Below are 26,004 nucleotides of genomic sequence, written 5' to 3' on the forward strand. Positions count from 1 at the left end.
GCAGTCATGAAATTAACACATGAACAGCATATCGAATTACATGGTTTTAATAACTTGACAAAATCACTTAGTTTTAATATGTATGATGTTTGTTTCACTAGAAATAGGGAAGAGCGTGAAGCATATCTCAAGTATATTGATGAGCAATACAGTGCAGACAGATTAACAAAAATCTTAAAACATGTATCGGATATTATTGGAGCACATGTATTGAATATCGCTAGTCAAGATTTTGAGCCTCAAGGGGCAAGCGTGACTCTTTTGGTTTCCGAGGGTCCTGTGGAAAATGCGCCATCAGAATCTTTCGAGGAATCACCGGGTCCTCTCCCGGAATCGGTGGTTATGCAATTAGATAAAAGCCATATAACTGTTCATACCTATCCTGAATTCCATCCCGATGAAGGAATCAGTACATTTCGAGCAGATATTGATGTATCCACATGCGGTGAAATTTCTCCGCTAAAGGCTCTCCATTATTTAATCCGTTCGTTCGAGACAGATGTAATGACCATCGATTACAGAGTTCGCGGTTTTACAAGGGATAAAAACGGTCATAAGCTATTTATCGACCACGAAATCAGCTCGATTCAAAATTATATTCCTGAGGATGTAGGAGAATTATTCGACATGATTGATGTGAATGTCTATCAAGAAAATATTTTTCACACTAAATGCAAACTCCGGGAATTTGATTTAAATCATTATTTATTCGGGTATACAAAAGAAAAATTAGATCCTGATGAACTCATAGAAATTACCGAAAGATTAAAGATCGAGATGGATGAGATTTTTTATGGAAAAAATATTGTCAATAACTATTAAAAACAATTCATCAAAAAAGTGATATCCAAGGTCCGGATATCACTTTTTTATTAATTAAATAGGACTTATCAAAAAACTGAAATTTTTAGAGTGGAAATATTGCTAATATTTTTAATTTTTGTATAATATAGGAAGAAAAAAACTATGTGGAGGGGTGATGTGGGTATGAAAAAGAACAACGCTTCAATTCACTTCTCTCCTCGCCTCATTTATTTTTAAGGATCAAAGCATTTTGCTTTGGTCCTTTTATTTTGGGAGGGAAATAAAATGGAAAAGTATAAACGTATTCTAATAAAGCTTAGTGGAGGAGCATTGGCTGACCAAGAGGGAAATAGTTTTGGTGTGGACAATTTGGAGCATATTACGGATGAAATTATCTCATTAGTGGATATGGGAATTGAGGTATCTGTTGTAATCGGCGGCGGAAATATTTTTCGCGGAAATCTGGCGGAACAATGGGGGATAGACAGGGTAGAGGCAGATAATATCGGTACCTTAGGAACAATTATAAACAGTTTGATGCTTCGGGGTGTATTAAAAGCCAAAATAGAAAAGGAAGTTAGGGTAATGACCTCTGTTCCTGCTCCGACCGTTGCAGAACCTTATATCAGGCTAAGAGCAATCCACCACCTGGAAAAAGGCTATATCGTCATTTTTGGCGGCGGGAATGGTCAGCCGTTTGTAACAACGGATTATCCAAGTGTGCAAAGAGCAATTGAAGTGAATTGTGATGCCCTTTTTGTAGCGAAGCAAGGCGTAGATGGAGTCTTTACATCTGACCCAAGAACAAATCCGAACGCAAAAATGTACAAAAATTTGCATTATAACGATGTTGTTCAAAATAACATTAAAGTGATGGATCAATCAGCATTATTGCTTGCCCGGGATTATGAATTACCGGTACATGTTTTTAACTTTAATCAAGTTGGGGCTATGAAGGCGGTTTGTTCGGGAGAACGAATTGGGACCTTAATTAATAATGGTGAAACAGAATTGCTTATATAAGTTATGAAATAATAATTCAGCTTTGGAAATAATAAAAGTCAGCTAAGTACAGCTGACTTTTTTAGCTTGACATGAAACCAAATGGTGTTATATAGTGTTAATGTGAAACCAAATGGTTTCGTATTTATGGTAGAAAAATGGAATCGAGGAGATATTCTAATGGGAAATGAAACACAACAATTATTAGACATCAAACATACAGTAGTCGTTAATGCACCAATTACGAAAGCCTGGGACGCAGTTGCGACATCAGAAGGCCTTTCTGCCTGGTTCATGCCAAATGATTTACAACCAATTGAAGGGCATGAATTTCATTTAAATGCAGGTCAGTTTGGTATGTCTCCTTGCAAAGTAACAAAAGTTGATCCGCCTAACAGCCTTTCTTTTAACTGGGGAAAGGATTGGAAGCTTACCTTTGAATTATCAGAGCTGAACGATAAAACGGAAATCACGCTGATTCATTCAGGTTGGGATGCGGACAAGGTTACCGAATTCGGTGCACCGCATACAGCGGTACGGGGTAATATGGATCAAGGATGGGCAGGCCTTGTCACAAAGTTAATGGGATATGTTGAGGCGTAAATGGCTGCTGCTTCAGCAAAGCATGATGTATTTCAAGCGATCGCTGACCCAACCCGTCGTAAGTTATTGAAACTATTAAGCAATCAGGAACTGCCTGTCACCGTTATTAGTGAGAACTTTCCAATTAGCCGAACCGCGGTTTCCAAGCACCTTCATGTATTAGCAGATGCAGGATTGGTCAAAGAGAGGAAAGTCGGCCGGGAAACACGATACAGGCTCGAGCCGGAGCCGTTACTTGAATTAAAAGATTGGCTTCAATTTTTTGAACTATTCTGGGAAAATAAGATGGCGGCTCTTAAACTTTTCGTCGAGTCTGATACAGTGGATGGTTCGACTCCTGAACATCCCCTAGAAATAGTTGAACAAAAGAAAACAAAATGATGAAGGAAAAGAGGGGTAAATCATTACCTCTCTTTTTTATTTTAAAGACTAAAAATTACCCTAATGAATTTTTTTTGGTTGAAGGAAACTTTTTTAGAATTGTCGAATATTCTAATATTAATATTGGAGGATGATTAAAATGAGTACGACACCAAGGATTCAAAGAAAGATATTGCAGTATTCAGTGTTGTTTAAAATGCTTGGAATCATAAGTGACCAAGAGTTTAAGTCAATTACAAATTATGATTTTGTACATCACCGCCGCTAAAAAGGTTCAGTTATCATAAAAAAAATAAGCAAGCGAAAAATTCGCATGCTAATTTTTTTTGAGTTTAATAAATGACAGGATGCTCAGTATGCATAATGTTATAAGACATACGGAAGTGCCAATTAAATTGTTAGGATTAAACATAAAACCAATAAAGATTAATGATAGTGAAACAATGGCCAATATCGTTGTATAAGGGAACCATTTTACCTGGAATGCCGGTATGTCCTTGTACTGTGGACGGAGCTTTAATTGTGCCGAACAAATGCTGAGCCAAATGATCATTACTGTGAAACCGGGAATGGACATTAAGTAACTAATGACTTGACTCGGTGTTAAATAGGCTAAAAAAACACCAATCAATATACATACGCTTGTAATAAGAATTCCGTTAAGAGGAATTCCTCTTTTTGAAATTGCTTGAAGTCCTTTAGGCGCCACACCGCTTTGAGCCATTGAAAAAAGCGTTCTGGAAGTAGCGTATATACCTGAATTTGCGGCTGATAAAACAGCAGTTAAAAGAACAAAGTTCATGATATGTGCGGCTATAGGGATTCCTGTAAGGCTGAAAACCTGTACGAAGGGGCTGTTCTCCGAGGTCACTTTGTCCCAAGGCATAATTCCACAAATAATAAGGATGGGAAAAATGTAAAAAATGATTACCCTCCATACTGCGCCTTTAATGATTTTGGGTAACACTCTCTCGGATTCTTTCGTTTCTGTTACGGCCACACCGATTAATTCAGCACCGCCATATGAAAACATGACAACTAAGAACGCACTTAAAGTACCGCTTAATCCGTGCGGGAAAAAACCTCCATGGGATGTAAAATTAGAAAATGGGTTTTGGGTGTCACTTGGAATAATCCCTGTCAGAATGAAAATACCTAATAAAATGAAAGCGATTAAAGCGAGAATTTTAATTCCCGCAAACCAAAACTCAAGCTCCCCGTAGTATTTTACTTGAAATAAATTTATTCCGACGATTAAAGAAGCACATAGAAAACTTAAAAGCCATAATGGCACTGAAGGGAACCAGAATTGTAAAAAACTGCCTGATGCCAATAATTCAACAATGGTAACGACAATCCAGTTGATCCAATAGAGCCAACCAACAATAAAGGATACCCGGATTCCAAATGCTTTTTTGACAAGATGTTGGACGTTTAAGTTTGGAAATGCAATTGCCATTTCCCCTAAGGCTGCCATGACAATAAATAACAATAGACCGCCAAATAAATAGGTTAGCACTACACTTGGCCCCGCAATATTTAACGTATCTGAGCTTCCTTTAAAAATCCCTGTCCCGATCATTCCTGCTAATGCAATAAACTGGACATGTCTAGGCAAAAGTCCCTTTTTTAAGTCTTGATGATTATTTTCCATTTTGCTCCTACCTTTTTTATGAATTTATGGATGATAGCTAGTTTGCTTTTTTGCTTAAACGCTTTTAAGTGCTAAAGTATTATATTAATATATCATATTCTAGTAAGTTGTCAAACTATGATTTCACTTCTTAAAGTCCTTTCCGGCACCGGTTCGAATTTTTACAAACAAAAAAAGCACGCAAGTTGCGTGCTTTTTAATAGGCTTTTTCAAGGGTTTACAATTATTAATGTTTTTCAACGTTAAGATGTCATTTTTACTTTCTTTTCTGTAGTTGTCCATTTTCCGCGGCTTGGGCTTATTACCAAGTCATTATAGGCTAAGACATTTAAATCTCGTTGAATGGTGCGAGGAGTGATACCAAATTCCTCTACAAGTTCCTGCGTTGTCACAGTGCCGTTATTGCGAATAAACATGTAGATACATTTGATGCGGTTTAACATCCGGTTAGTTGAAGGTTTCAAAAAACCACTCCCTATCCTTTTTCTAAACCTATGGCTTAATCCCTCTACCGACAGCCTCTTTGAAGAATAAATCTTCAAGAATATGTAGTTTTCTTTTCCGCGCAGACAACTCCTTCTTATGGATAGTTATAGTGGAAACTAAGAAGTTATACATCTAATATTATTGTACCCACAATTTCTGAAAATTTCCACCATAATGATGAACTTTACAAATTATTAATAAACAAAATACATAAATTGTTCGGCTTTTCTCACCCCTTCATGTTCTCTTATTACAGGTTATGGGGCATATAGCTAGGAATATGATAAATTATTCGAATTTTTTGTTAATTTTTTCTGGGAACTAACAAGACAAAAACCATATGGGCTAGCTTAAATAAATATTCATTTCTTTTTTATTTAGAAAATTGATAAGATATTTGCAATAATGATAGTGGTTACAAAATATGAGTATCATTTTTTCATTAGGAGGCAAAAGAAATTGACGAATATCAATTGGATGAGTGAGGTAGAAAAAAGAAAAGATTCACTCATTAAAGACACCAGGGAATTGTTACATATCAAAAGCCTTTTAGACGAAGAACATGCGGTCCCTGATGCACCGCTAGGCAAGGGAGTAAAAGAGGCACTGGATTTTATGCTTAATCTCGGTGAGAAAGATGGATTTACTCCAAAGAATGTCGGGAATGTAGCGGGTCATCTTGAGTTTGGAGAAGGAAAGGAATTACTTGGAATCCTCTGCCATGTAGATGTCGTTCCCGAAGGGGATGGGTGGTCAAGCGACCCTTATGGGGCGGAAATTCGTGAGGGTAAAATTTTCGCTCGAGGAGCACTCGATGATAAGGGACCGACTATGGCAGCTTATTATGCAATGAAAATTGTCAAAGAGCTCGAATTGCCTTTAAAGAAACGAGTGCGAATGATAATTGGTACCGATGAAGAAAGCAATTGGCGTTGTGTTTCCCATTATTTTGAACAAGAAGAAATGCCTACTTTAGGTTTTGCACCTGATGCAGATTTCCCGATCATCAATGCTGAAAAAGGGATTGCGGATTTTGATATGGTGCAGAAAAAAATGCTGCAGGGTGAGTCCAACGCAAAAGTGGATGTGCTCAACTTTGTTTCCGGTAAGAGATATAATATGGTTCCTGATTATGCAAAAGCCACACTTTTCGTAAAGGATAATCAGCTAGAGACAATCCAGGAGTTTAAAGAGTTTGTAAAGAATTTTGAGTTGGAAAGCGGATGTCATGTTGAAAATGGCGAATTGATTTTAGAAGTAAGGGGAATTTCAGCGCATGGTATGGAACCAAAAAACGGGAAAAATGCAGGAGTTTATCTGGCAGAATTTCTTTCTAAGCAAAATTTAGATGAAAATGCCATACATTATTTCCAATTTGTTTCCCGTTATTTCTTCAATGATTCAAGAGGCTTGAACCTTGGCGTAGCCTATTCGGATGATATCTCCGGGGAGTTAACCTTAAATGTGGGTATCCTTTCTTATACGAAGGAAACCGGAGGCAGGCTGGGGATGACCTGCAGATACCCTGTAACGAACAAAATGGATGCTACGAAAGAAAAATTAGATGATCTTTTGGTAAAAGAAGGGTTTGCTATCGAAAACTTTTCTGATTCTAAACCGCATCATGTGGACGAGAAGGAATTTCTCATTCAAACGTTGAAGAAGGTTTATGAAGAACAAACAGGTGAAAAGGCAGAATTGCTTTCCATTGGAGGAGGGACGTATGCACGTTCTCTAAAATCAGGGGTTGCTTTTGGGCCGTTATTTCCAGGAAGACCGGATATCGCCCATCAAAAGGATGAGTATATGAATATTGAAGACTTACTTAAAGCAACTGCCATTTACGCACAAGCCATTTATGAGTTGGCTCAAGGTGAATAAGTAAAACAGAGGAGAAATGGGAGAAATGAAATTTGCTATTTTAAATGGGGAAATCATTGAACGTTCGCAAGCAAAAGTTGATGTGGAGGATCGAGGCTATCAATTTGGTGATGGGGTATATGAGGTCATCCGCGTCTACAATGGGAAAATGTTTACCGCCAAGGAGCATTTATACCGATTTGTTAGAAGTGCTGACAGCATTGGGATAACTCTCCCATATAAAGATGAACAATTGTTGGAACTGCTTGAAACGCTGATTGTTAAAAATAATCTTCAAACAGGAATCATTTATATGCAAATTACAAGGGGGGTCGCACCGAGAAATCATGCTTTTCCAACCGGAAAAGTTATTCCGGCTTTAGTAGCTTACACTAAAGAAATAAACCGGCCGGTTGAAGGCTTAAAAACAGGAGTCACAACAATTCTTACTGAAGATATTCGCTGGCTCCGCTGTGATATTAAAAGCTTAAATTTGCTCGGGAATTTATTAGCAAAACAAAAAGCAAGCGAAAAAGGGTGCTTTGAAGCCATTCAGCTTCGAGGTAACGATGTAACAGAAGGAAGTTCATCCAATATTTTCATCGTCAAAAATGGCGTTGTGATCACTCATGAATCTAATCATTTTATATTAAAAGGAATTACAAAAGATGTTATTTTGCAGGTTTGTTCCGATAATGGTCTTCCTGTCGAGGAGAGGACCTTCTGTTTAGCAGAGCTTGAACAGGCGGATGAAGTATTCCTTTCGAGCACGACGGCAGAGGTAATGCCGATTGTCGAGATTGAAGGAAACAAAGTAAACGGTGGTGCAGTAGGTTCCATCACTAGAAAATTACAGGAATTGTTTGAACAGGAAATTGAAACCCAATGTGGTAGTCTTGCTGATAAGATATTATTTTAATGGAAAAAGACGTGCTGGCCAGCACGTCTGCTTTTTTATTCAAATTGGAACAGGTCACTAGAAAGATATCTTTCCCCTGTATCGCAAGCAATGCAAACGACTACTTCGTTAGGTGATAGCCGCTTTGCTACTTCTAAAGCTGCAAAGCAGGCTCCACCAGACGATGGACCGACAAGGATGCCTTCTTCACTTGCTAACCTTCGAGTAATTTCATATGCATCCTCATCTTCAATTTGATGAATTTCATCGTACACATCTTGATTAAGTATTTCCGGAATAAACCCCGGACTTGTCCCGACGAGCTTGTGCTTGCCGGGATTTCCTCCTGATAAAACAGGGGACCCTTTTGGCTCCACTACATGGACTGACAAATTTTTAAAATGTTCTTTTAGCGTTTCACCTGTACCAGTAATGGTCCCCCCTGTTCCGGCTGTTGCGACAAAAGCAGAAAGCGGCTTTCCGATTTCCTTCATCGCTTCGATGATTTCAAGTGCTGTCGAATAACGGTGGGCATCGGGGTTTGCTTTGTTTTCAAACTGCATGGGGATAAAACTATTGGGAATTTCTTTGGCTAATTCCTGTGCTTTTTTTATCGCCCCGGGCATTTTTTCATCTCCGGGAGTAAGCACGACCTCAGCACCATACGCTTTTAGTATATTAATTCGCTCCTGTGTCATCGTATCAGGCATGACGATTACTGATTTATAGCCGCGTGCCGCAGCATTCATGGCAATTCCGATTCCGGTATTTCCGCTGGTCGGCTCAATGATGGTTGAACCTTCCTTCAAGTAGCCGAATTTTTCAGCTTCGACAATCATGTTAAAAGCTGCCCGATCTTTCACACTTTTGCTTGGATTGTAAAACTCCAGTTTCAAGTAAACCGAGGCACCGTCTTTAGGTGCTAATCGATTGAGTTTAACTAATGGTGTTTCCCCAATCAATTCGGCAATATTGTTTACAACCTTCATTGTTTGCCTTCCTTTCAAGTAATTAATTTTTTCTCTCTTCCTATCATAAATAAAATCCCCGATGAAGTAAAAAATATCGGATAACTGTTAACGACAATTAAATACAATTTGCCTAAAATAGCTTAAAATTGAGAAAAGGAATGAGAAGCCAATGGAACATCAAACACATTTTTTCTTTGCTGTAAAAATCCCTGAAGAAACGAAATTAATTATGAAGGATCATTGTGAAAAATTAAAGGAAGCCTTCCCTTTTAGCCGATGGGTACACTATCAGGATCTGCATATTACCTTGGCATTTTTGGGCTTTGCCCCAACCGAAAAACTTAAATGTGCTGAAAAAAATGTAAAAGAGGTCTTAAATCAAACGGAGTCGCTAAAACTGCAAATCAATAAGCTTGGAATTTTCGGGAAAGCAGATTCGCCCCGTATTTTTTGGGCGGATACATTGGAAAGCGATCCGTTGCAACAGGTGAGAAAAAAGGTGTTTTCGGCATGTGAGGAGGCAGGATTCCAGCTTGAAACCAGGCCATTTCGGCCGCATATTACCCTTGCAAGAAAGTGGGTAGGTGAGATGCCTTTTGAATCGCATCTCCTTGATAGGTGGCTGGAATTTCAGCCCGAACCCCTGTCGTTTGAAGCAACTGATGTGGTTTTATATCAAACACATCTTAAGAGAACGCCAAAATACGAAGCGAAAACTATATTTCCATTCATTCATAACTCGAATGAAAATTCAAGTTAAAGGTTGGTTGTATGGAACAAATCTATTTTATTATCAATCCCAAAGCGGGGAACGGATCCTGTTTAAAAATATGGAAAAGGCTCGAGCCTGAACTAAAGAATAAAAATATTTCTTATCTGGCTTTTTTTACGGAATATCAGGGTCATGCAACTAGCATTGCCGCCACAATTGCAACCCGGGATCATGAGAAAAAAATACTTATTGCTGTTGGCGGTGATGGAACTATGCATGAAGTCATGAATGGAATGGTAAAATATAAGAATATCATTCTTGGATTTATACCGGGCGGTTCCGGCAACGATTTTTGCAGGGGCTTTCAAATTCCTTCAGAACCTGCAGAAGCATTAGAAGTGATTTTTCGGCTTATGAATAAAGAGGCTGCATCAATCGATATCGGAGATATTACGATGCAGGATCAAGCAAAATATTACTTTATTAATAATATGGGAGCGGGTTTTGACGCATTAATATCCTATGAAGTAAATCAATCCCGTATGAAAGTACTATTAAATAAGCTTTCAATGGGAAGGTTAATTTATTCCTATTTTCTTTTGAAAAAACTATTTACTTATAAATGCTCAACAATTGATTTATCAATTGACGGGAAAAAGCATATATTTGAACATACATGGTTTGTTACCGTTTCCAATCAACCTTATTACGGCGGGGGTATGAAAATTGCACCCGGATCAGTGCCGGATGATGGAATTTTCGATATAACAGTGGTTCATCAGCTTTCAAGGCTGAAGCTTTTAGTTGTCTTTATTAGTGTTTTTTGGGGTAAACATATCCATTTCAAAGAGGTTAAAACCTTTAAAGGCAGCTTTGTTTCAATTCAAACTAACTCTCCTTTATATGTACATGCAGATGGAGAGTTTATCGGATATACTCCCTTAACGATTTATCTTCACTCCAAGGCATTAAAGGTGTTAACGAGAAGACAAAGTAAGGAAGATGCTAATCTGAAAGAGAGGGGTTCGAATGATCTCAACTGAACGAAATTTCTTTGCCTATTTGGATGAGATGAATATCATTACGATTCTTCTTCCGCTTTCCTATCATCAGGGATTGTCATCTTCTTTCACGATCACAAGTGATTTTCAAGAATTTCCTTTGATTATCATGGGGAAGAGCCAAATCGAAAACAATAATAAATATACATGTCATCTTGCAGAGGAAATTTCTTTTGGTAAACCATATTGGATTATTGATGAGCATGGCGGCAAAACAGATCTTCAAATAGGGGCAGTAATTCGCACAGATGCTTTTGATGAAAAATTTTATTATAACGGTAAGGATCTTGGTGTTCGGTTCGAAAACAATCAAACTCGCTTTAAGCTTTGGGCACCAACAGCTACTCAAGTTAAATTAAAATTACGTCCGCCAAATAACTTTTTTTCTGAGATTGTCAAGATGAAACGGGAGGAAAAGGGTATTTGGTCCGCTGTTGTTTCTCAGGATTTAGATCGCTATCAATATACTTACCTGGTCCTTGTGAATCAGGAATGGCGGGAGGCCGTAGATCCTTATACAACGGCAGTAACCTCTAATGGAGAGGGAGGAGTTGTTGTGAGACTTGAAAAAACAAATAGGCCGAAACCGGTTTTACCGGCATTGGAAAGTCCCGTTGATGCCATTATTTATGAAACACATATTAGGGATTTTACGATTCATCAAAACAGCGGAGTAAAAAATAAGGGTCTCTATTTAGGCGCGGGAGAGTTAAATACAAAGGGACGGGACGGAGAGGCTACAGGATTATCGTACCTAAAGGAGTTAGGAATCACCCATATTGAATTTCTCCCTTTTAATGATTTTGCCGGTGTGGATGAATTAGACCGAAACAAAGATTATAACTGGGGCTATAACCCGCTGCATTTTAATGCTCCTGACGGAAGCTATTCAACGAATCCGGCGAACCCCTATTCCAGAATTAAAGAATTAAAGCAATTAATTGATAATATCCATAGCGCAGGACTAAGAATTATTATGGACGTGGTCTACAATCATGTCTATATTCGTGAAAATTCCTCTTTTGAAAAAGTAGTTCCCGGTTATTATTTCCGCCACAATGAGTTCGGTCTGCCATCTAATGGTACGGGTGTGGGAAATGATATTGCATCCGAAAGGAAAATGGTCAGAAAGTTCATCGTTGACTCCATCCGATTTTGGATAGAGGAGTATCATATCGATGGATTTCGTTTCGATTTAATGGGGATTTTGGATGTTGAGACAATGTCTGAGGTGAGAGAGACTTGTGACAGCCTGCAAAAAGGAACACTGCTTATTGGTGAGGGATGGAATCTTAACACCCCTTTACCAATTGACCAAAAGGCGATTATTCGTAATCAGTCGAAGATGCCTACAATAGCCCAATTTAATGATAAATTTAGGGATACCATTAAAGGAAGTACCTTTAATTTATTTGAGAAAGGATATGCCTTAGGAAATGCTCATTACTTTGAGGCAGCATGTGAGATGCTGACTGGTAGTGTAGGTTTCAAAGGGACGGAAAACGGGCTTTTTAATGAGCCTTACCAATCAGTTAATTATATCGAATGCCATGATAACCATACGATGTGGGATAAACTACTCTCATGCCATTATAATGTGGACGATTCCATACTGATGAACTATCACCGTCTAGCAACAGGAATCGTTTTATTATCACAAGGAATCCCCTTTCTTCACAGTGGTCAAGAGTTCTTCCGAACAAAGCAAGGGGAAGGAAACAGCTATCGTTCACCGGATTATATCAATCAACTTGATTGGGATCGAAAATGTCGGTATGAAGAAAATGTAAACTATATTAAAGGGCTAATTGAGATACGCAAAGCGTTTACCTGTTTTCGAATGAGATCTGCAGCTGAAATCCGAACCAATATGCAGCTTTTACCCAACAGTGAAGCCCACATCATTAGTTATTTATATCAAAATAAAGATAGCGATTTCAATGAAATAGTAGTTTTAATTAACCCCTTTCCTGGAAAGCATACGATATCAATTCCCGAGGGAAAATGGTTGGTTCTTGCTGACCATCTCCATGCAGGAAATTATTCCAAAAGAGTTGTGAATGGGGGAAAAATCACGATAGATCCAGTTTGTCTTAATGTTTTAGCAAAAAAATAGTTTCTCCAGATGTACTTGACTAAAAAAGCATATAGGAGATAAAATTTAGTAAGATGGCTATTTTATGTAATGGTTTCAATAGCTTTTTTTATTTTTTTAAAATAAAAGCTGTTGAAATGCTTGCGATTATTAAACCTTCCAGCAGCTAGAGATTACCTCTGTATATTGATGGGAGACTAAAAGCCCATTAGAACGGCATAAATTGAAGGTGAACAATTTTGGAACATATATTAGGACAAGAATGGGAAATTGTCCCAGCAGGAGGCGCAACCGGGGAAGCCTTTTATGCAAGGTACAAAGATCAAAGGCTTTTTTTAAAGCGCAATTCTTCTCCATTCCTAGCAGTACTATCAGCAGAAGGCATCGTCCCGAAGCTTGTTTGGACGAAGCGATTGGAAAATGGAGACGTAATTACTGCCCAACAATGGCTAACAGGCAGAGAACTTAAGCCGTCTGAAATGAATCAAGAGCTTGTTGCGAAACTTCTTAAGAAAATTCATTGCTCAGAGCCAATGCTTGGAATGCTAAGTCGGTTAGAAAAATCACCATTACATCCTAACACTATTTTCCAAACGGTGGAAGAGGAATTGGATGATGAAGTTCTTTTGTTGCCGGAAGTCCAAAAAACTATAGCTTTTTTGAAAAAAGAGGCGATAAATGTTTATTCAGAAGAAATGGTCGTTTGCCATGGAGATGTCAATCATAACAACTGGCTGCTTGCACAAGACAACCAGTTGTATTTAATTGATTGGGACGGAGCAATGATTGCAGACCCTGCCATTGACTTAGGCTTACTTCTTTACTGGTACATCCCTGAAGAAAACTGGGGAAATTGGCTTGCCATGTATGGGAAAACACTGAATAACCATTTAAAATTAAGGATGAAATGGTATGTGGCATTGCAAACTTTATCCTCTATTCAATGGCATAAAAATAAGAACCGCCTGCAGGAAATGGATAAATGGATTGAATTCTTAAATGGAATTTAATCGTTAGGAAAACTGGTCAATATTGCTGACCCAATCTGACAAATTTTCCTGGTTAGAGAGTATATGTTGATCTAAATCAGCTGTCCCTGCGCCATGCTGGCTGTATTCATATACCTCCTGTAAAATATTTTTTACATTTTGATCAACCTGTGTGTTTACCATAAGGGATTTTACTAAACGTTCCAATTGTTCACATTCTGCTACCGATCCACAACAATCCGTTTGATGATTGTTTAATATATCTTTAAGTAATGTAACTTGGTCCTGATGACTTAATGGCATGAAAGCACACCCTTTCAAGTGAATATTAAAAAGAATTCACAGTTAGGTTGTGAATTCTTTTTTTGTTTATTCATTTTTTAAATTTGTATTTTTAACAGGAATGGCTTGCAAGTGTTTAGTTTGAATGTTATGTTTTGAACGATATTATTTTTTAGGAGTGTCAAAATGCGACTTAGGAATAAACCTTATGCGAAGGATAAAATAGAGCAGCATCCCCAATATATAGTAGCAAACCCTGAACTGTATAAAGGCAAATGGAATGAAGTATTTGAAAATGGCCAGCCGCTTCATATTGAAGTCGGTACTGGAAAAGGCCGTTTCGTTACAGAAATGGCAAAAGCCAATCCGCATATAAATTATATGGGTATTGAGCTATATAATAGCGTCATCGTCGCGGCGTTGGATCGGTTAATTGAAGCCGATTTACCAAATTTAAAGCTGTTAAATGTAAATGCTAGTGATTTAGAAAAATACTTTGAGAAAAATGATGTGGACAGGGTTTATTTGAACTTTTCTGACCCATGGCCAAAGGTTCGTCATGAAAAAAGGCGTTTAACCTATAAAGATTTTCTAAAACTTTACGAAAATATTATGGTTGATGGCGGCGAAATTCACTTTAAAACAGATAACCAAGGCTTATTTGAATATTCTTTAATGAGCTTTTCTGAATATGGATTATTATTGAAATATGTAAGCCTTGATTTTCATAAAAGTGATTACCAAGGAAACATCATGACTGAATATGAACAGAAATTTTCTGAAATAGGCAACCGTATTTACCGTTGCGAAGTAAAATATCAAAATTAATTAGTTGGACAGTTCATTACCTGAGCTGTCCTTTTTCATTCTCATAAATATCTCACAATGATAAAATAATGAGGAGGGGGAGAAGCACATGGAAACGTTACAAATTGGAAATGTTTCACTGACCTGGTTATCCGGTGGGGTGACGAACCTCGATGGAGGTGCCATGTTTGGTGTTGTACCGAAAGGGCTATGGTCTAAGAAGTATCCACACAATGAAAAGAACCAAATCGAATTGTCTACAGACCCCATTTTAATTCAAATGGATGGGAAAACTATTTTGGTTGAATCCGGAATTGGAAAAGGAAAATTAAGCGAAAAGCAATTAAGAAACTATGGCGTTACAAGAGAATCAGAATTGGAAGCTTCTCTGGGGAAAATTGGGTTAAACCCTGAAAAAATTGATTATGTTCTGATGACACATCTTCATTTTGATCATGCTTGCGGTTTGACTGGTCTTGTAGGAGGTAAGTATGTTTCAACCTTCCCGAATGCCCAAATTATTACTTCCCACATTGAATGGGACGAGATGAGAAACCCAAATATCCGTTCAAAAAATACATACTGGAAAGAAAATTGGGAAGCGATTGAAAATCAGGTTGTCAATTTTGAGGAATCATGGAAAATGGGGCCAATAAGTATGTATCATACCGGCGGACATAGTGATGGCCATTCGATTTTAATCATTGAAGATGGCGAAGAGATGGCCATTCACATGGCAGATCTTATGCCCACCCATGCCCATCGAAATAGTTTATGGGTCATGGCTTATGATGATTACCCAATGGACTCCATTGCGGCAAAAGAAAAATGGGTAAGCCATGCATTAAAGCGTAACGCTTGGTTTACATTTTATCATGATGCTTTTTATCGTGCTGTAAAATGGGGAGAAGACGGTCAAATAGTAAAAAGTATAAAAAGACAGGGATAATTAAAGAGAGCCGCAACAAATAGGAACGGCTCTCCTTTAAGGTTATGATAGAGCCCGTTTATTAATAAACTAATAAACGGGCTCTTGGGCTTTTCTTAATTCCCGTACATCCAGCAGAGTTCCTGTAGAGGCATCTGCAATAAATTCATATTGTTCATTTTCACCATTGTTTACTTTGGAAATTCCACCCTTATAAACATGATAATGAATTTGTTGTTTTTCATACGGTTCGGTTTTCATATGGATCCAGGACCCGCTAATAGGGCCATTTTGTTTAAATTGTTTTCTTACATGATCCAATACTTTTTCCGGTGAAACAACTGATTTAGTTGAGATGATTTCCTTGACGGCATAACCACCGATTACACCAACTGTTGCACCAAGGATAAATGATTTCCAGTTCATCATAGACCTCCAAAATATTTATTTGGAAAAGAGAATCATCTTACTTGAATCTCTTTTTAGTATATCGTATTTGAAGAGGGGAAGATATTATTACATAATTAAACGGAATGGATGGTAAGCGGCTCAAAATATCTGTAAAATTAAACTATACATAAAGTAAACTAACCAAAAGGAGCCTGAAAATGAACGAGCAAACCTTAAAGCTTTTCCACGCCTTAACAGAGCTTCCCGGAGCCCCCGGGAATGAGCATTTAGTGAGAAATTTTATGCAGGAACAATTATCTCTATATGCAGATGAAATTGTCCGTGATAAACTAGGCGGTATTTTTGGTGTAAGAAAAGGAATTGAAAATGGGCCAACAGTCATGGTAGCAGGTCATATGGATGAAGTAGGTTTTATGGTGACGGGCATTACAGATAACGGAATGCTGCGTTTTCAACCGCTTGGCGGCTGGTGGAGCCAAGTTCTGTTAGCGCAACGTGTCCAAATTATGACTAAAAATGGGCCTGTCATTGGTGTTGTGGGCAGCATCCCGCCGCATCTTCTTGATGAAGCAAAACGTAGCAAGCCGATGGAAATTTCCAATATGCTGATCGATATTGGAGCAGATGACCGTGAGGATGCCGAGCGGATTGGCATTAAGCCCGGTCAAGCCATTTTGCCGATTTGCCCATTTACTCCGATGGCCAATGAGAAGAAAATTTTGGCGAAAGCTTGGGATAATCGCTACGGCTGTGGTTTAGCAATCGAACTGCTGCAAGAATTAAAAAATGAAACTTTGCCAAACACCCTCTATTCCGGTGCAACTGTTCAAGAAGAAGTGGGATTACGCGGTGCTCAAACTGCGGCAAATATGATTAAACCCGATATCTTTTTTGCCCTTGATGCCAGCCCTGCTAATGATATGTCAGGAAGTAAAACTGAATTTGGTCAATTAGGTAAAGGAGCTCTTTTACGTATTCTTGATAAATCGATGGTAACCCATCGGGGAATGAAGGAGTTTGTTCTTGATACAGCCGAAACTCATAAAATTCCCTACCAATATTTTGTATCACAAGGCGGAACGGATGCTGGACGTGTTCACCTTTCCAATGAGGGTATTCCAAGTGCCGTGGTCGGTATTTGTTCACGTTATATTCATACCCATGCATCTATTGTTCATATTGATGATTATGCCGCCGCAAAAGAATTAATAGTCAGGCTCGTTAAAGCTTGTGATAAATCAACTGTTGATGCAATCAAAGCAAACAGCTAATAAAGAAGAGCTTTGGAGGCATTCAATGATGCCTCCTTTATACGTTCATTGAAGGAGATTTTAAATCGTATGAAAATAATCATCGGATCAAAAAACCCGGCAAAAATTACCGCTGTAAAGAATGCCTTTTCTGAAAAGGAACTTGAATTCATTTCCTTAGATATTCCTTCAGGGGTTAATGCCCAGCCTTTTTCAGACGAAGAAACGATAAATGGAGCCGTGAATCGGGCCGTTGAAGCTTTAAAAAAAGGGAAAGGTGAAATTGGAATAGGACTCGAAGGAGGAGTGCAAGAAACAAAGCGGGGAATGCTGATATGTAACTGGGGCGCCCTTGCCGCAAACGATATTGAACCGATTATTGCCGGTGGAGCCAGATTTATTCTCCCGGAAGAAGTGGCCATAAGAGTAAGATCAGGAGAAGAGCTTGGGCCTGTAATGGATGATTATGCCAAAATACAAAATGTAAGGAAGCATGAAGGCGCTATCGGCATTTTTACAAATGGGCTAATTAATCGCGTTGATATGTTTACCCATCTTATGAACATCCTCGTCGGCCAATATCAATATAAAAAAAAATCTCTTGAAAATCAGTAACATTTTTTATGAGGAAAAATTTTTTTCGACAACAAAAAATCGACAAAAAGTCTTGTCTTTTAAATATTATGGAAGGTATAGTGGAGGTAGGACTATTGGATGATTAGGGAGGAAAGAAAGCTGAACTTCTTCAAACCCATTCTTATATTGATGATATCAGTTCTGGTATTAAGTGCCTGCAGCAATTCATTAAAAACATAAAGTAAAATGACTGTTAAAACCGTGAAAACGGTTTTAAATGAAAAAGCCAAAAAGCCAAAAAGCCAAATAAAAAAATGAAAAAATTCAATTTTATTAAATTGGGAATCATAAGTGGAGCTTCACTTTTGTAATGTTGCATATAAATGGACTGAAAAGCTGTACGATTGATATGATTAAATGGAAGCGACTTGAAGAATCAATTTAAACAGGGGGCATAGGAATTGAAAAATTTAGAATCCATGGAGCAATTTGAGCAACTTCGAGATCAAGGTAAAACAATCTTTATGTTTTCAGCAGGCTGGTGTCCTGATTGCCGATTTATTGAACCGGTTCTTCCTGAAATTGAAGACAAATTTAAAGAATACACATTCATCCATGTAGATCGTGATCAATTTATCGATTTATGCCAACAATTAGATGTGTATGGCATTCCAAGCTTTATCGGGTTTGAAAACGGTAAAGAACTTGGCCGCTTTGTAAGCAAGGATCGAAAAACTCAAGAAGAAATTGAAGGATTCATTACAGGTTTAAAATAAACTGGCAGTTTAACCTCCATCTTCTTTTGAGATGGAGGTTTTTAATGTAAAATATAACTTACAGCTCCTAAAGCGGAGGGATTAATGATGAAAATGACTAGCAATAAAATGAAAAACGAATTAGAGACACGGCTGGCAAGAGATAACCGTGCCATTTCTTATGATCGTGAGAAAGATGTTTTTAGAATTGAAAATAAATCTACCGGTAAAGGAATTTCGATTTCATTATCAGGGATTGTAGCCAAATGGCATATTGAAAAAGAAAAAGCTATTGATGAGGTCGTTTATTATGTGGAAGAAGGGCTTAATGCCATGGAGGATCCAATCCGGCTAAGCGATCATGAGAAACATATCTTTCCAGTTATTCGTTCAGCTTCTTTTCCGGTCGAAGCAGAAGAGGGGATCCCGTTTTTAATTGATGAGCATACAGCTGAAACAAAAATCTATTATGCAGTGGATATGGGGAAAACCTATCGATTAATTGATTCCCGCGTGATGGAAAAGGAAGGTTGGGAAGCAAGCAGAATAAGGGAAATTGCATTATTTAATGCAAGGTCACTTCCCACGCCGTTAAAGGAAGATCAAGTGAGAGGGAATGTGTTTTATTTTCTTAACACAAATGATGGATACGATGCCAGCCGTATTTTAAATAAAGGCTTTTTGAATGAAATGAAAAAGCGGATAACCGGTACCATGGTTATTTCCATCCCGCATCAGGATGTATTGATTGTTGCTGACGTCCTTAATAACACAGGCTATGATGTTTTAGCTCAAATGGCGATGAGCTTTTTTGCAAATGGACGTGTTCCGATAACGGCATTATCATTTATATACGAAAATGGAGAATTGGAGCCGATTTTTATTTTAGGAAAAAACAAGTAGTGAGAATGAAAAGGTCACTGTAAAGAGTGGTCTTTTTTCATTGTAATTTTGAATTTATTTCCATATTATCTGTATTTCGACTTATTCTGAGATTTTATGTCGAAATTTTTGTAATTACTGATAGAATAGAATGATAGATGAAAGTAGAAAGAGTGATAGTTTTGAGCTGGATCCAAAACTTTTTGCATTTTTTTATAAAAGAAGTTGAAGTGGAAGTTGAATTTGAGGAAGAACTGATAGTAGAAAAAAGTGTGAAAAAAGAAAAAAAAGAAAAAAAAGAGATTCTCCCGTATCCTAGCTGGAATGAGGGCGTTAAAGACATAGAAGCCAGGATTTCTTACCATTATCCAAAAGGAAATGTTTTATTTTCTTTTCCTGAAGAAATAATTAAGCCGAAGGAAGAACCAATCCGTAAAAGAAAAGAACGGCTCCCTGAAAAAGATATAACGGCTCCAATTGACGTTCCATCAGTAAAAAAAGAAATTATTAAAACGAGAAATGAACAGTCTACTACAATGCGAAGGCCATTTCACCCAACTGAAATTCCTTCACCTGTTTTTGGATTTAACAGACCGAACAGTCCATCGAATATGACAGAATTAGTCGAGCATGAGCTTTGCCATTTTTTAAACAAAGATGCTGAAACTCAGATTGATCCTTTACCTGTAAAGAATGATTTGAATACTGTAACTGAAGAAATAAAACCAAATAATCAACATTCTGATATTCCAATTAATTCACCTATTGAAATCAACCAAAGTCAGTTTCATAAAGATGAAGAAGGGGTGTCTGCTGCAAAAGAACCTTTTTCGAATGAGTTAGAAAATCAAGATTCTCAAAAAGAAAATACGATACCTATTCATTTTGAAGAAGTAGTTAAATCAGAATTGAAAGAGGATGCTGTGATTGGGCAACCTAGCCCGCCTGAACAGCCAAGACCAAGTCGAGCGCATTTGCCGTTTAATGTGATGATGCTAAAGCAAGATAAACAAAAATGGGAAGAAAGTAAGAGAAGAAGAGTCGAACAGCTGAGACCGATAATCCCAATAAGCACTCAGCAGGTTGAAAAGGCAATAGAAAGCATTCCGATTGTCGCGGAGCTTAAAGAAGAAAAACAGTCAGATGTTGATTCAAATTTATACGAGTTCCCGATTTCAGAGTTGTTAAATCCCCCTGTATCGGAAGAAAAGGATACAGAGTGGATCCAATTCCAAGAAGAGCTTTTAAATCAAACATTGCAAAATTTCAATGTCGGAGCCAGTGTTGTCAATGTAACACAGGGTCCCTCTGTTACCCGGTTTGAGGTTCAGCCGGAGCCAGGAGTAAAAGTTAACAAAGTAACGAATTTAAGCGATGACATTAAGTTAAGCCTTGCTGCAAGAGATATTAGAATCGAAGCTCCTATCCCGGGGAAGCATACAATTGGGATAGAAGTGCCTAATCAAAAATCTAGACCGGTTTTAATCAATGAAATTATTCAAAGCAATGTTTTTCGTGAATCACAATCGCCGTTAACGGCTGTGCTTGGTCTTGATATTTCCGGTAAACCGATTGTTACTGACCTGAAAAAAATGCCGCATGGATTAATTGCCGGTGCTACCGGCTCAGGAAAAAGTGTTTGTATTAATTCGATTTTAATTAGTCTATTATATAAAGCAAGTCCTGAAGATTTGAAGCTCTTACTCATAGACCCGAAGATGGTGGAGCTAGCGCCATATAATCGTATCCCTCATCTTGTCAGCCCGGTGATAACGGATGTGAAGGCAGCGACGGCGGCATTAAAATGGGCAGTTGATGAAATGGAAAGACGGTATGAATTATTTGCGCATACAGGGGTTCGGGATATAAATCGCTTTAATGAACTGGCAATAACGCATAAACGGTATTCTGATAAGCTTCCGTTTATTGTCATTATCATTGATGAATTAGCGGATTTGATGATGATGTCACCCGCAGATGTTGAAGAAGCTATTTGCAGAATTGCCCAAAAAGCAAGGGCATGCGGAATTCATCTCATTGTTGCTACGCAAAGGCCATCTGTGGATGTCATTACAGGATTAATTAAAGCAAATATACCGACGAGGGTCGCTTTCTCCGTTTCATCCCAAGTCGATTCCAGAACGATTATTGATATTAGCGGTGCGGAAAAATTACTTGGCCGAGGTGATATGCTCTTTTTAGAAAATGGGTCTTCAAAGCCTGTCCGTCTCCAAGGAACGTTTGTGTCAGATGAAGAAATTGATATCGTTGTAGCCCATGTAAGAGAGCAGCGGGAGCCAGATTACTTGTTCGAACAGGAAGAGTTATTAAAAAAGGCACAAGTAACGGAAGAAGAAGATGAACTCTTTTATGAAGCCTGTGAGTTTATCATCGATCAAGGCGGTGCTTCCACATCCAGTTTACAAAGACGATTTAAAATTGGGTATAATCGTGCCGCACGATTAATGGATGTGCTGGAGAACCAAGGATACATATCCAGTGCAAAAGGAAGCAGACCCCGAGAGGTCTTAATCACAGAATCAGACTTAGAATCCATGCAAGATGCAAATTCAATTAGTTAATTTATGTCAGTGGACAAATAATATATAGTTTTGTGGTACTTAAATAGTTTTTATGAATAAACAGTGGTATAATAATTAAATGTTATTTTAAGAATTTGATTCACTGTTATTGATAATTACCAAATACAGTAAGATGTCATATACTGTTTTACAGATAGACGTTGGTTGGAGGTTCTTTACATGACTATTTACCATTTTGTAGGTATAAAGGGGTCAGGAATGAGTGCGTTGGCGCAAGTTCTGCATGATATGAAGTTCGAGGTGCAAGGCTCCGATGTCGAAAAGCGCTTTTTTACTCAACAAGCCCTTGAACATTCAGGAATAAAGATCCTTCCCTTTCAAAAGGAAAATATTAAGCCGGGAATGACCATTATTGCAGGAAATGCCTTTCCGGATACTCATGAAGAAATTCAAGAGGCAATGAAATTGGGTCTTCCTATTGTTCGCTATCATCGGTTTTTGGGCGATTTTATGCAAAACTTTACAAGCGTTGCGGTGACAGGTGCACACGGAAAAACCTCTACTACAGGCTTGCTTGCCCATGTAATGGAGGGGGCAAAGCCTACATCCTTTCTGATTGGTGACGGTACCGGTAAGGGTGAAGAAGGTGCTGAATACTTTGTTTTCGAGGCCTGTGAATATAGAAGACACTTCTTGTCTTATTTTCCTGACTATGCCATCATGACAAATATTGATTTTGACCATCCCGATTATTTCGCCAATATTGATGATGTTTTTTCAGCATTCCAAGAAATGGCGATCCAGGTGAAAAAAGGGATATTTGCTTACGGAGATGACGAGCAACTGCAAAAAATTCAAGCAAAGGTTCCAGTCCTGTTCTACGGATTTGGGGATGAAAATGATTATCAGGCTAAAAATCTTGTGAAATCAACAAATGGAACCAGCTTCGATGTTTTTATTCGAAATACTTTCTATGACACATTCTCTATCCCGACCTTTGGCGATCATAGTGTGTTAAATTCGCTTGCCGTCATCGCCTTGAGTCATTATGAAGAAATAGATGCCGCTATTGTGAAGGAACAGTTAAATACGTTCCGTGGTGTGAAAAGAAGATTCTCCGAAAAGAAAATTGGTTCACAAATTTTAATCGATGATTATGCCCATCATCCAACAGAAATTAAAGCAACTATTGATGCTGCGAATCAAAAATATCCTGATAAAAAAATTGTTGCTGTCTTCCAACCGCATACTTTCACACGCACTCAAGCCTTTTTGGATGATTTTGCTGTTAGCTTGCGTAAGGCTGATAAAGCCTATTTGTGTGAAATTTTTGGCTCAGCCAGAGAAAACCATGGAAAGCTAACAATTAAAGATTTACAGGATAAAATTGAGGGGGCTGAAGTTCTTTCAGAAGAAACAACCTCAATGTTAAAAGAACATGAAAATAGTGTCATTATCTTCATGGGAGCTGGAGATATTCAAAAATTCCAAGACTCCTATGAAAAACAATTGACGATATAAAAACAAAGGATGCCGGTACATGTCGGCATCCTTTGTTATAAGATAAGTAAGGATAAATTTGACTTTGAGAATTGTCTAGCGCAAGCAGCCCAGCGACTAGTGTACTTCGCTAAAAGGGCGCTTGCGCTTTTCTTATTTCATTTTAGATTTTCTGGGTTAAGTCCTTCTAATTCCGGTACAACAAACAGGCCGTCTTTGCGAATTAACACATCATCAAAGTAGATTTCACCGCCGCCATACTCTGGACGTTGAATATTCACCATATCCCAGTGGATATTGGAATGGTTCCCGTTAAACGCATCATCATAGCATTGACCAGGGGTAAAGTGGAAACTACCTGCTATTTTTTCGTCAAATAAAATGTCCTGCATTGGATTTAAAATAAAAGGATTTACCCCAATTGCAAATTCCCCTATGTACCGTGCACCTTCATCCGTATCAAAGATTTTATTGATCCGTTCTGAATCATTTGATTCAGCTTCAACAATTTTTCCATCTTTAAATGTTAGCTTAACATTTTCAAATGTGAAGCCTTGATATGGTGATGGAGTATTATATGTAATAATTCCGTTGACGGAATCTCGGACAGGAGCTGTGTATACCTCACCATCAGGGATATTTAATCTGCCTGCACACTTAACAGCAGGAATATCCTTAATAGAGAAAGTAAGATCTGTACCAGGCCCTGTGATTCGGACTTTGTCTGTACGGTTCATTAAAGCTTCAAGGCTGTCCATTGCTTTATCCATCTTTCCATAGTCTAAGTTACAAACATCAAAATAAAAGTTTTCAAAGGCTTCTGTGCTCATTTTCGCTAGTTGTGCCATTGAAGAAGTTGGATAGCGGAGAACCACCCATTTTGTTTTAGGAACACGGATTTCGCTATGAACTCTTTTGCCAAGTGTTTTCCCGTGGATTTTCATTTTATCGTCCGGTACGTCGGCAAGTTCATTTATGTTATTACCTGAGCGAAGTCCTATGTATGCATCCATCTTACTCATTACATTTGCTTCAAAATCCGCCATCATGTTAAATTGCTCTTCCTCTGCACCTAAAAGCAGAGAACGATCCACCTGTTGATCCTTAAGTAGAACAAACGGATAGCCTCCTGCTAAGTAAGCTTCTTTTACGAGAGCTGTAACAAGCTCACGCTGCAAGCCAAAGTTTTCGATTAACACCTTTTCACCTTTTTGGAGCTGCACGGAATAGTTAATTAAACCGTTGGCTAGTTTTTCTAAACGAGGATCTTTCATTTCATAACGCCTCCATCTTAAAATAGTAAAACTACACTTCTATTGTACCCGAAGGAAGCTCGAAAGTTATAATATATACTCTATCAATAACACAAGGCGAAATTTAAACTTTTTGCAGGAAAAGAAGACAAATTTATTGAAGTAATATAAGATAAATAGCGAGGTTTAGATCCATTATGGATGGGTTATACATAATGATAGATTAAGCGGAGGTGCGGGATGCAAATTATTTTAAGTTTAAGTGCAGCCTTGGTTGCGGTCGCGTTTTTTATCCTGGTGATATATTTAGTGAAAACGCTTAAATCGCTTCAAGCAATTCTCACGGGTGTTTCGAAGACATTAAAGGAAGTAGAAAAACATCTTGAGGATGTAACAACTGAAACCACTTTACTTTTAAAAAAAACGAATGTACTTGCTGATGATTTTCAGCACAAAGCGGAAAGCTTAAATAGTGTGGTGGATGCGGTTAAAGACGTTGGCTCAACAGTGAGTAAATTTAATGGCACATTAAACAACCTATCAACTTCATTTGACAGGCAAGTCGAGGAAAACAAAGAAAAAGTCTCGCAAATCATCCAGTGGAGTGATGTGCTCTTAGAATTAAAAGACAAGTGGAGGGCTAGAAAACAATCAAAAAATGAAAACACTCCAAACGAGAGACAGAGAGTTAGGTCTAACTAGTTTTTTAAGGAGGTATAAAAAATGACCACTAGAGAACAAGAAACAAGAGAAAATACCCAAAACAAAAAAGCGGGAACTTCCAATAGCTTTTTGCTTGGTGCAATAATTGGCGGAATGGTGGGCGCAGCAGCTGCACTGCTTTTTGCACCAAAATCAGGTAAAGAACTTAGGAACTCCATTAATAATCAAACAGGCCCGCTTGTTGAAAAAACGATCCAATTACGCGAAAACGTGGTCAACAAGAGCAATGAAATTGTTACCAAAACTTCATCGCTTTCACAGGGGTTGGTTCAGCAATCAACTGAATTATTGAATAAGGCAAAAAAGGTAACAAAACCAAATGAGGAATATGAAGAGAAATCAGAGATTCAATATATTCCAATCCATACTCCCGCTGAAATAACAACCGGAAAACATTCAATTAAAGCCGGGACAACGCCTGATAATTCTGATATCAGAAAAAAATTAGAAGAAGCAAAAAAAGCCTTTGATGAGGAAGAATATAAGGTAAAACATTAATGATTTCGTTTAGCACCAATTTAAATTATTTGTGATAGAAACGGTGAAGTGATAAAATGACTTCACCGTTTATTATTTTG

Annotated in this window: 27 protein-coding genes; 21 read left to right on the plus strand and 6 right to left on the minus strand. The window is 38.0% G+C overall.

Going from position 1 to position 26,004, the window contains the following annotated elements:
• The first annotated feature begins 6 nt into the window (after nucleotides 1-6).
• From speD to J2S10_RS00360, 5 genes are all read left to right on the plus strand, one after another.
• Nucleotides 7-822, plus strand: a complete 816-nt coding sequence (speD, locus tag J2S10_RS00340; RefSeq protein WP_307403511.1) for an adenosylmethionine decarboxylase — start codon at nucleotides 7-9, stop codon at nucleotides 820-822.
• Between the two features lie 267 nt (nucleotides 823-1,089).
• Nucleotides 1,090-1,827, plus strand: a complete 738-nt coding sequence (pyrH, locus tag J2S10_RS00345; protein WP_307403512.1) for a UMP kinase — start codon at nucleotides 1,090-1,092, stop codon at nucleotides 1,825-1,827.
• Between the two features lie 159 nt (nucleotides 1,828-1,986).
• Nucleotides 1,987-2,409: an SRPBCC family protein gene (locus tag J2S10_RS00350; RefSeq protein ID WP_307403515.1), complete on the plus strand. Its 423-nt coding sequence runs from the start codon at nucleotides 1,987-1,989 to the stop codon at nucleotides 2,407-2,409.
• Nucleotides 2,410-2,790, plus strand: a complete 381-nt coding sequence (locus J2S10_RS00355) for an ArsR/SmtB family transcription factor (RefSeq protein WP_307403518.1) — start codon at nucleotides 2,410-2,412, stop codon at nucleotides 2,788-2,790.
• Nucleotides 2,791-2,929: 139 nt separating this feature from the next.
• Complete coding sequence (locus tag J2S10_RS00360; RefSeq protein WP_307403520.1) at nucleotides 2,930-3,058, plus strand: hypothetical protein; 129 nt, start codon at nucleotides 2,930-2,932, stop codon at nucleotides 3,056-3,058.
• 48 nt (nucleotides 3,059-3,106) lie between these two features.
• Here the strand turns inward: J2S10_RS00360 and J2S10_RS00365 are convergent, their stop codons facing one another.
• Together J2S10_RS00365 and J2S10_RS00370 are read right to left on the minus strand one after the other, a co-directional pair.
• Nucleotides 3,107-4,444: an amino acid permease gene (locus tag J2S10_RS00365; protein WP_307403522.1), complete on the minus strand. Its 1,338-nt coding sequence runs from the start codon at nucleotides 4,442-4,444 to the stop codon at nucleotides 3,107-3,109.
• A 242-nt stretch (nucleotides 4,445-4,686) separates the two neighbouring features.
• Nucleotides 4,687-4,908: a DeoR family transcriptional regulator gene (locus J2S10_RS00370; RefSeq protein ID WP_071358441.1), complete on the minus strand. Its 222-nt coding sequence runs from the start codon at nucleotides 4,906-4,908 to the stop codon at nucleotides 4,687-4,689.
• A 481-nt stretch (nucleotides 4,909-5,389) separates the two neighbouring features.
• On the opposite strand from J2S10_RS00370, the gene pepV reads away from it, so the two are divergent.
• Together pepV and dat are read left to right on the plus strand one after the other, a co-directional pair.
• Entirely contained in the window at nucleotides 5,390-6,811 is a 1,422-nt protein-coding gene (gene pepV / locus J2S10_RS00375; RefSeq protein ID WP_307403526.1) for a dipeptidase PepV, read from the plus strand.
• Nucleotides 6,812-6,836: 25 nt separating this feature from the next.
• Nucleotides 6,837-7,709 carry a D-amino-acid transaminase gene (gene dat / locus J2S10_RS00380; RefSeq protein ID WP_307403528.1) on the plus strand — a complete coding sequence of 291 codons (873 nt, stop codon included), beginning with the start codon at nucleotides 6,837-6,839 and terminating at the stop codon, nucleotides 7,707-7,709.
• Nucleotides 7,710-7,744: 35 nt separating this feature from the next.
• Here dat and cysK read toward each other — a convergent pair whose 3' ends face one another.
• Complete coding sequence (cysK, locus tag J2S10_RS00385; RefSeq protein WP_307403530.1) at nucleotides 7,745-8,677, minus strand: cysteine synthase A; 933 nt, start codon at nucleotides 8,675-8,677, stop codon at nucleotides 7,745-7,747.
• Between the two features lie 151 nt (nucleotides 8,678-8,828).
• On the opposite strand from cysK, the gene thpR reads away from it, so the two are divergent.
• The 4 genes from thpR (at nucleotide 8,829) to J2S10_RS00405 (ending at nucleotide 13,537) form a co-directional block, all read left to right on the plus strand.
• Complete coding sequence (thpR, locus tag J2S10_RS00390) at nucleotides 8,829-9,419, plus strand: RNA 2',3'-cyclic phosphodiesterase (protein WP_307403532.1); 591 nt, start codon at nucleotides 8,829-8,831, stop codon at nucleotides 9,417-9,419.
• Between the two features lie 11 nt (nucleotides 9,420-9,430).
• Nucleotides 9,431-10,414 carry a diacylglycerol/lipid kinase family protein gene (locus J2S10_RS00395; protein ID WP_307403534.1) on the plus strand — a complete coding sequence of 328 codons (984 nt, stop codon included), beginning with the start codon at nucleotides 9,431-9,433 and terminating at the stop codon, nucleotides 10,412-10,414.
• Nucleotides 10,401-12,548: a type I pullulanase gene (pulA, locus tag J2S10_RS00400; RefSeq protein ID WP_307403536.1), complete on the plus strand. Its 2,148-nt coding sequence runs from the start codon at nucleotides 10,401-10,403 to the stop codon at nucleotides 12,546-12,548. Before J2S10_RS00395 ends, pulA begins: the two co-directional genes overlap by 14 nt.
• 218 nt (nucleotides 12,549-12,766) lie before the next feature.
• A complete protein-coding gene (locus tag J2S10_RS00405; RefSeq protein WP_307403539.1) occupies nucleotides 12,767-13,537 on the plus strand; it encodes a phosphotransferase family protein in 771 nt (256 codons plus the stop codon).
• A gap of 3 nt (nucleotides 13,538-13,540) precedes the next feature.
• Here J2S10_RS00405 and J2S10_RS00410 read toward each other — a convergent pair whose 3' ends face one another.
• Entirely contained in the window at nucleotides 13,541-13,819 is a 279-nt protein-coding gene (locus J2S10_RS00410; protein ID WP_307403542.1) for a YtzH-like family protein, read from the minus strand.
• Between the two features lie 165 nt (nucleotides 13,820-13,984).
• Between J2S10_RS00410 and trmB the strand changes: the two genes are divergently transcribed.
• A complete protein-coding gene (gene trmB / locus J2S10_RS00415; RefSeq protein ID WP_307403544.1) occupies nucleotides 13,985-14,626 on the plus strand; it encodes a tRNA (guanosine(46)-N7)-methyltransferase TrmB in 642 nt (213 codons plus the stop codon).
• Between the two features lie 88 nt (nucleotides 14,627-14,714).
• Nucleotides 14,715-15,554: a YtnP family quorum-quenching lactonase gene (locus tag J2S10_RS00420; protein WP_307403546.1), complete on the plus strand. Its 840-nt coding sequence runs from the start codon at nucleotides 14,715-14,717 to the stop codon at nucleotides 15,552-15,554.
• 69 nt (nucleotides 15,555-15,623) lie between these two features.
• On the opposite strand, the gene J2S10_RS00425 is transcribed toward J2S10_RS00420, so the two are convergent.
• Nucleotides 15,624-15,959, minus strand: coding sequence for a PepSY domain-containing protein (locus tag J2S10_RS00425; RefSeq protein ID WP_307403549.1), 336 nt, complete (start codon nucleotides 15,957-15,959; stop codon nucleotides 15,624-15,626).
• 182 nt (nucleotides 15,960-16,141) lie between these two features.
• On the opposite strand from J2S10_RS00425, the gene J2S10_RS00430 reads away from it, so the two are divergent.
• The 6 genes from J2S10_RS00430 (at nucleotide 16,142) to murC (ending at nucleotide 23,471) form a co-directional block, all read left to right on the plus strand.
• Nucleotides 16,142-17,215, plus strand: coding sequence for a M42 family metallopeptidase (locus tag J2S10_RS00430; RefSeq protein ID WP_307403551.1), 1,074 nt, complete (start codon nucleotides 16,142-16,144; stop codon nucleotides 17,213-17,215).
• A gap of 69 nt (nucleotides 17,216-17,284) precedes the next feature.
• The gene (locus J2S10_RS00435) at nucleotides 17,285-17,809 is read left to right on the plus strand and encodes a DUF84 family protein (protein WP_307403553.1); all 525 of its coding nucleotides are present in this window, start codon (nucleotides 17,285-17,287) and stop codon (nucleotides 17,807-17,809) included.
• A 422-nt stretch (nucleotides 17,810-18,231) separates the two neighbouring features.
• Nucleotides 18,232-18,546 (plus strand): thioredoxin family protein, encoded by a 315-nt coding sequence (locus J2S10_RS00440; RefSeq protein WP_307403555.1) that lies wholly within the window; start codon nucleotides 18,232-18,234, stop codon nucleotides 18,544-18,546.
• Nucleotides 18,547-18,633: 87 nt separating this feature from the next.
• Complete coding sequence (locus tag J2S10_RS00445; RefSeq protein WP_307405097.1) at nucleotides 18,634-19,428, plus strand: DUF1444 domain-containing protein; 795 nt, start codon at nucleotides 18,634-18,636, stop codon at nucleotides 19,426-19,428.
• A 515-nt stretch (nucleotides 19,429-19,943) separates the two neighbouring features.
• A complete protein-coding gene (locus J2S10_RS00450) occupies nucleotides 19,944-21,989 on the plus strand; it encodes a DNA translocase FtsK (protein ID WP_307405099.1) in 2,046 nt (681 codons plus the stop codon).
• A 180-nt stretch (nucleotides 21,990-22,169) separates the two neighbouring features.
• Nucleotides 22,170-23,471, plus strand: coding sequence for a UDP-N-acetylmuramate--L-alanine ligase (gene murC, locus J2S10_RS00455; protein WP_307403557.1), 1,302 nt, complete (start codon nucleotides 22,170-22,172; stop codon nucleotides 23,469-23,471).
• Nucleotides 23,472-23,608: 137 nt separating this feature from the next.
• On the opposite strand, the gene J2S10_RS00460 is transcribed toward murC, so the two are convergent.
• On the minus strand, nucleotides 23,609-24,724 hold the full coding sequence (locus J2S10_RS00460) for an aminopeptidase (RefSeq protein ID WP_307403560.1): 1,116 nt from the start codon (nucleotides 24,722-24,724) through the stop codon (nucleotides 23,609-23,611).
• A gap of 219 nt (nucleotides 24,725-24,943) precedes the next feature.
• Here J2S10_RS00460 and J2S10_RS00465 point away from each other — a divergent pair, with 219 nt between their 5' ends.
• Both J2S10_RS00465 and J2S10_RS00470 read left to right on the plus strand, forming a co-directional pair.
• Nucleotides 24,944-25,405 (plus strand): DUF948 domain-containing protein, encoded by a 462-nt coding sequence (locus tag J2S10_RS00465; protein ID WP_307403562.1) that lies wholly within the window; start codon nucleotides 24,944-24,946, stop codon nucleotides 25,403-25,405.
• Nucleotides 25,406-25,426: 21 nt separating this feature from the next.
• Nucleotides 25,427-25,924, plus strand: a complete 498-nt coding sequence (locus J2S10_RS00470) for a YtxH domain-containing protein (protein ID WP_307403564.1) — start codon at nucleotides 25,427-25,429, stop codon at nucleotides 25,922-25,924.
• Nucleotides 25,925-26,004: the final 80 nt, after the last annotated feature.

This window comes from Neobacillus ginsengisoli (assembly GCF_030813055.1).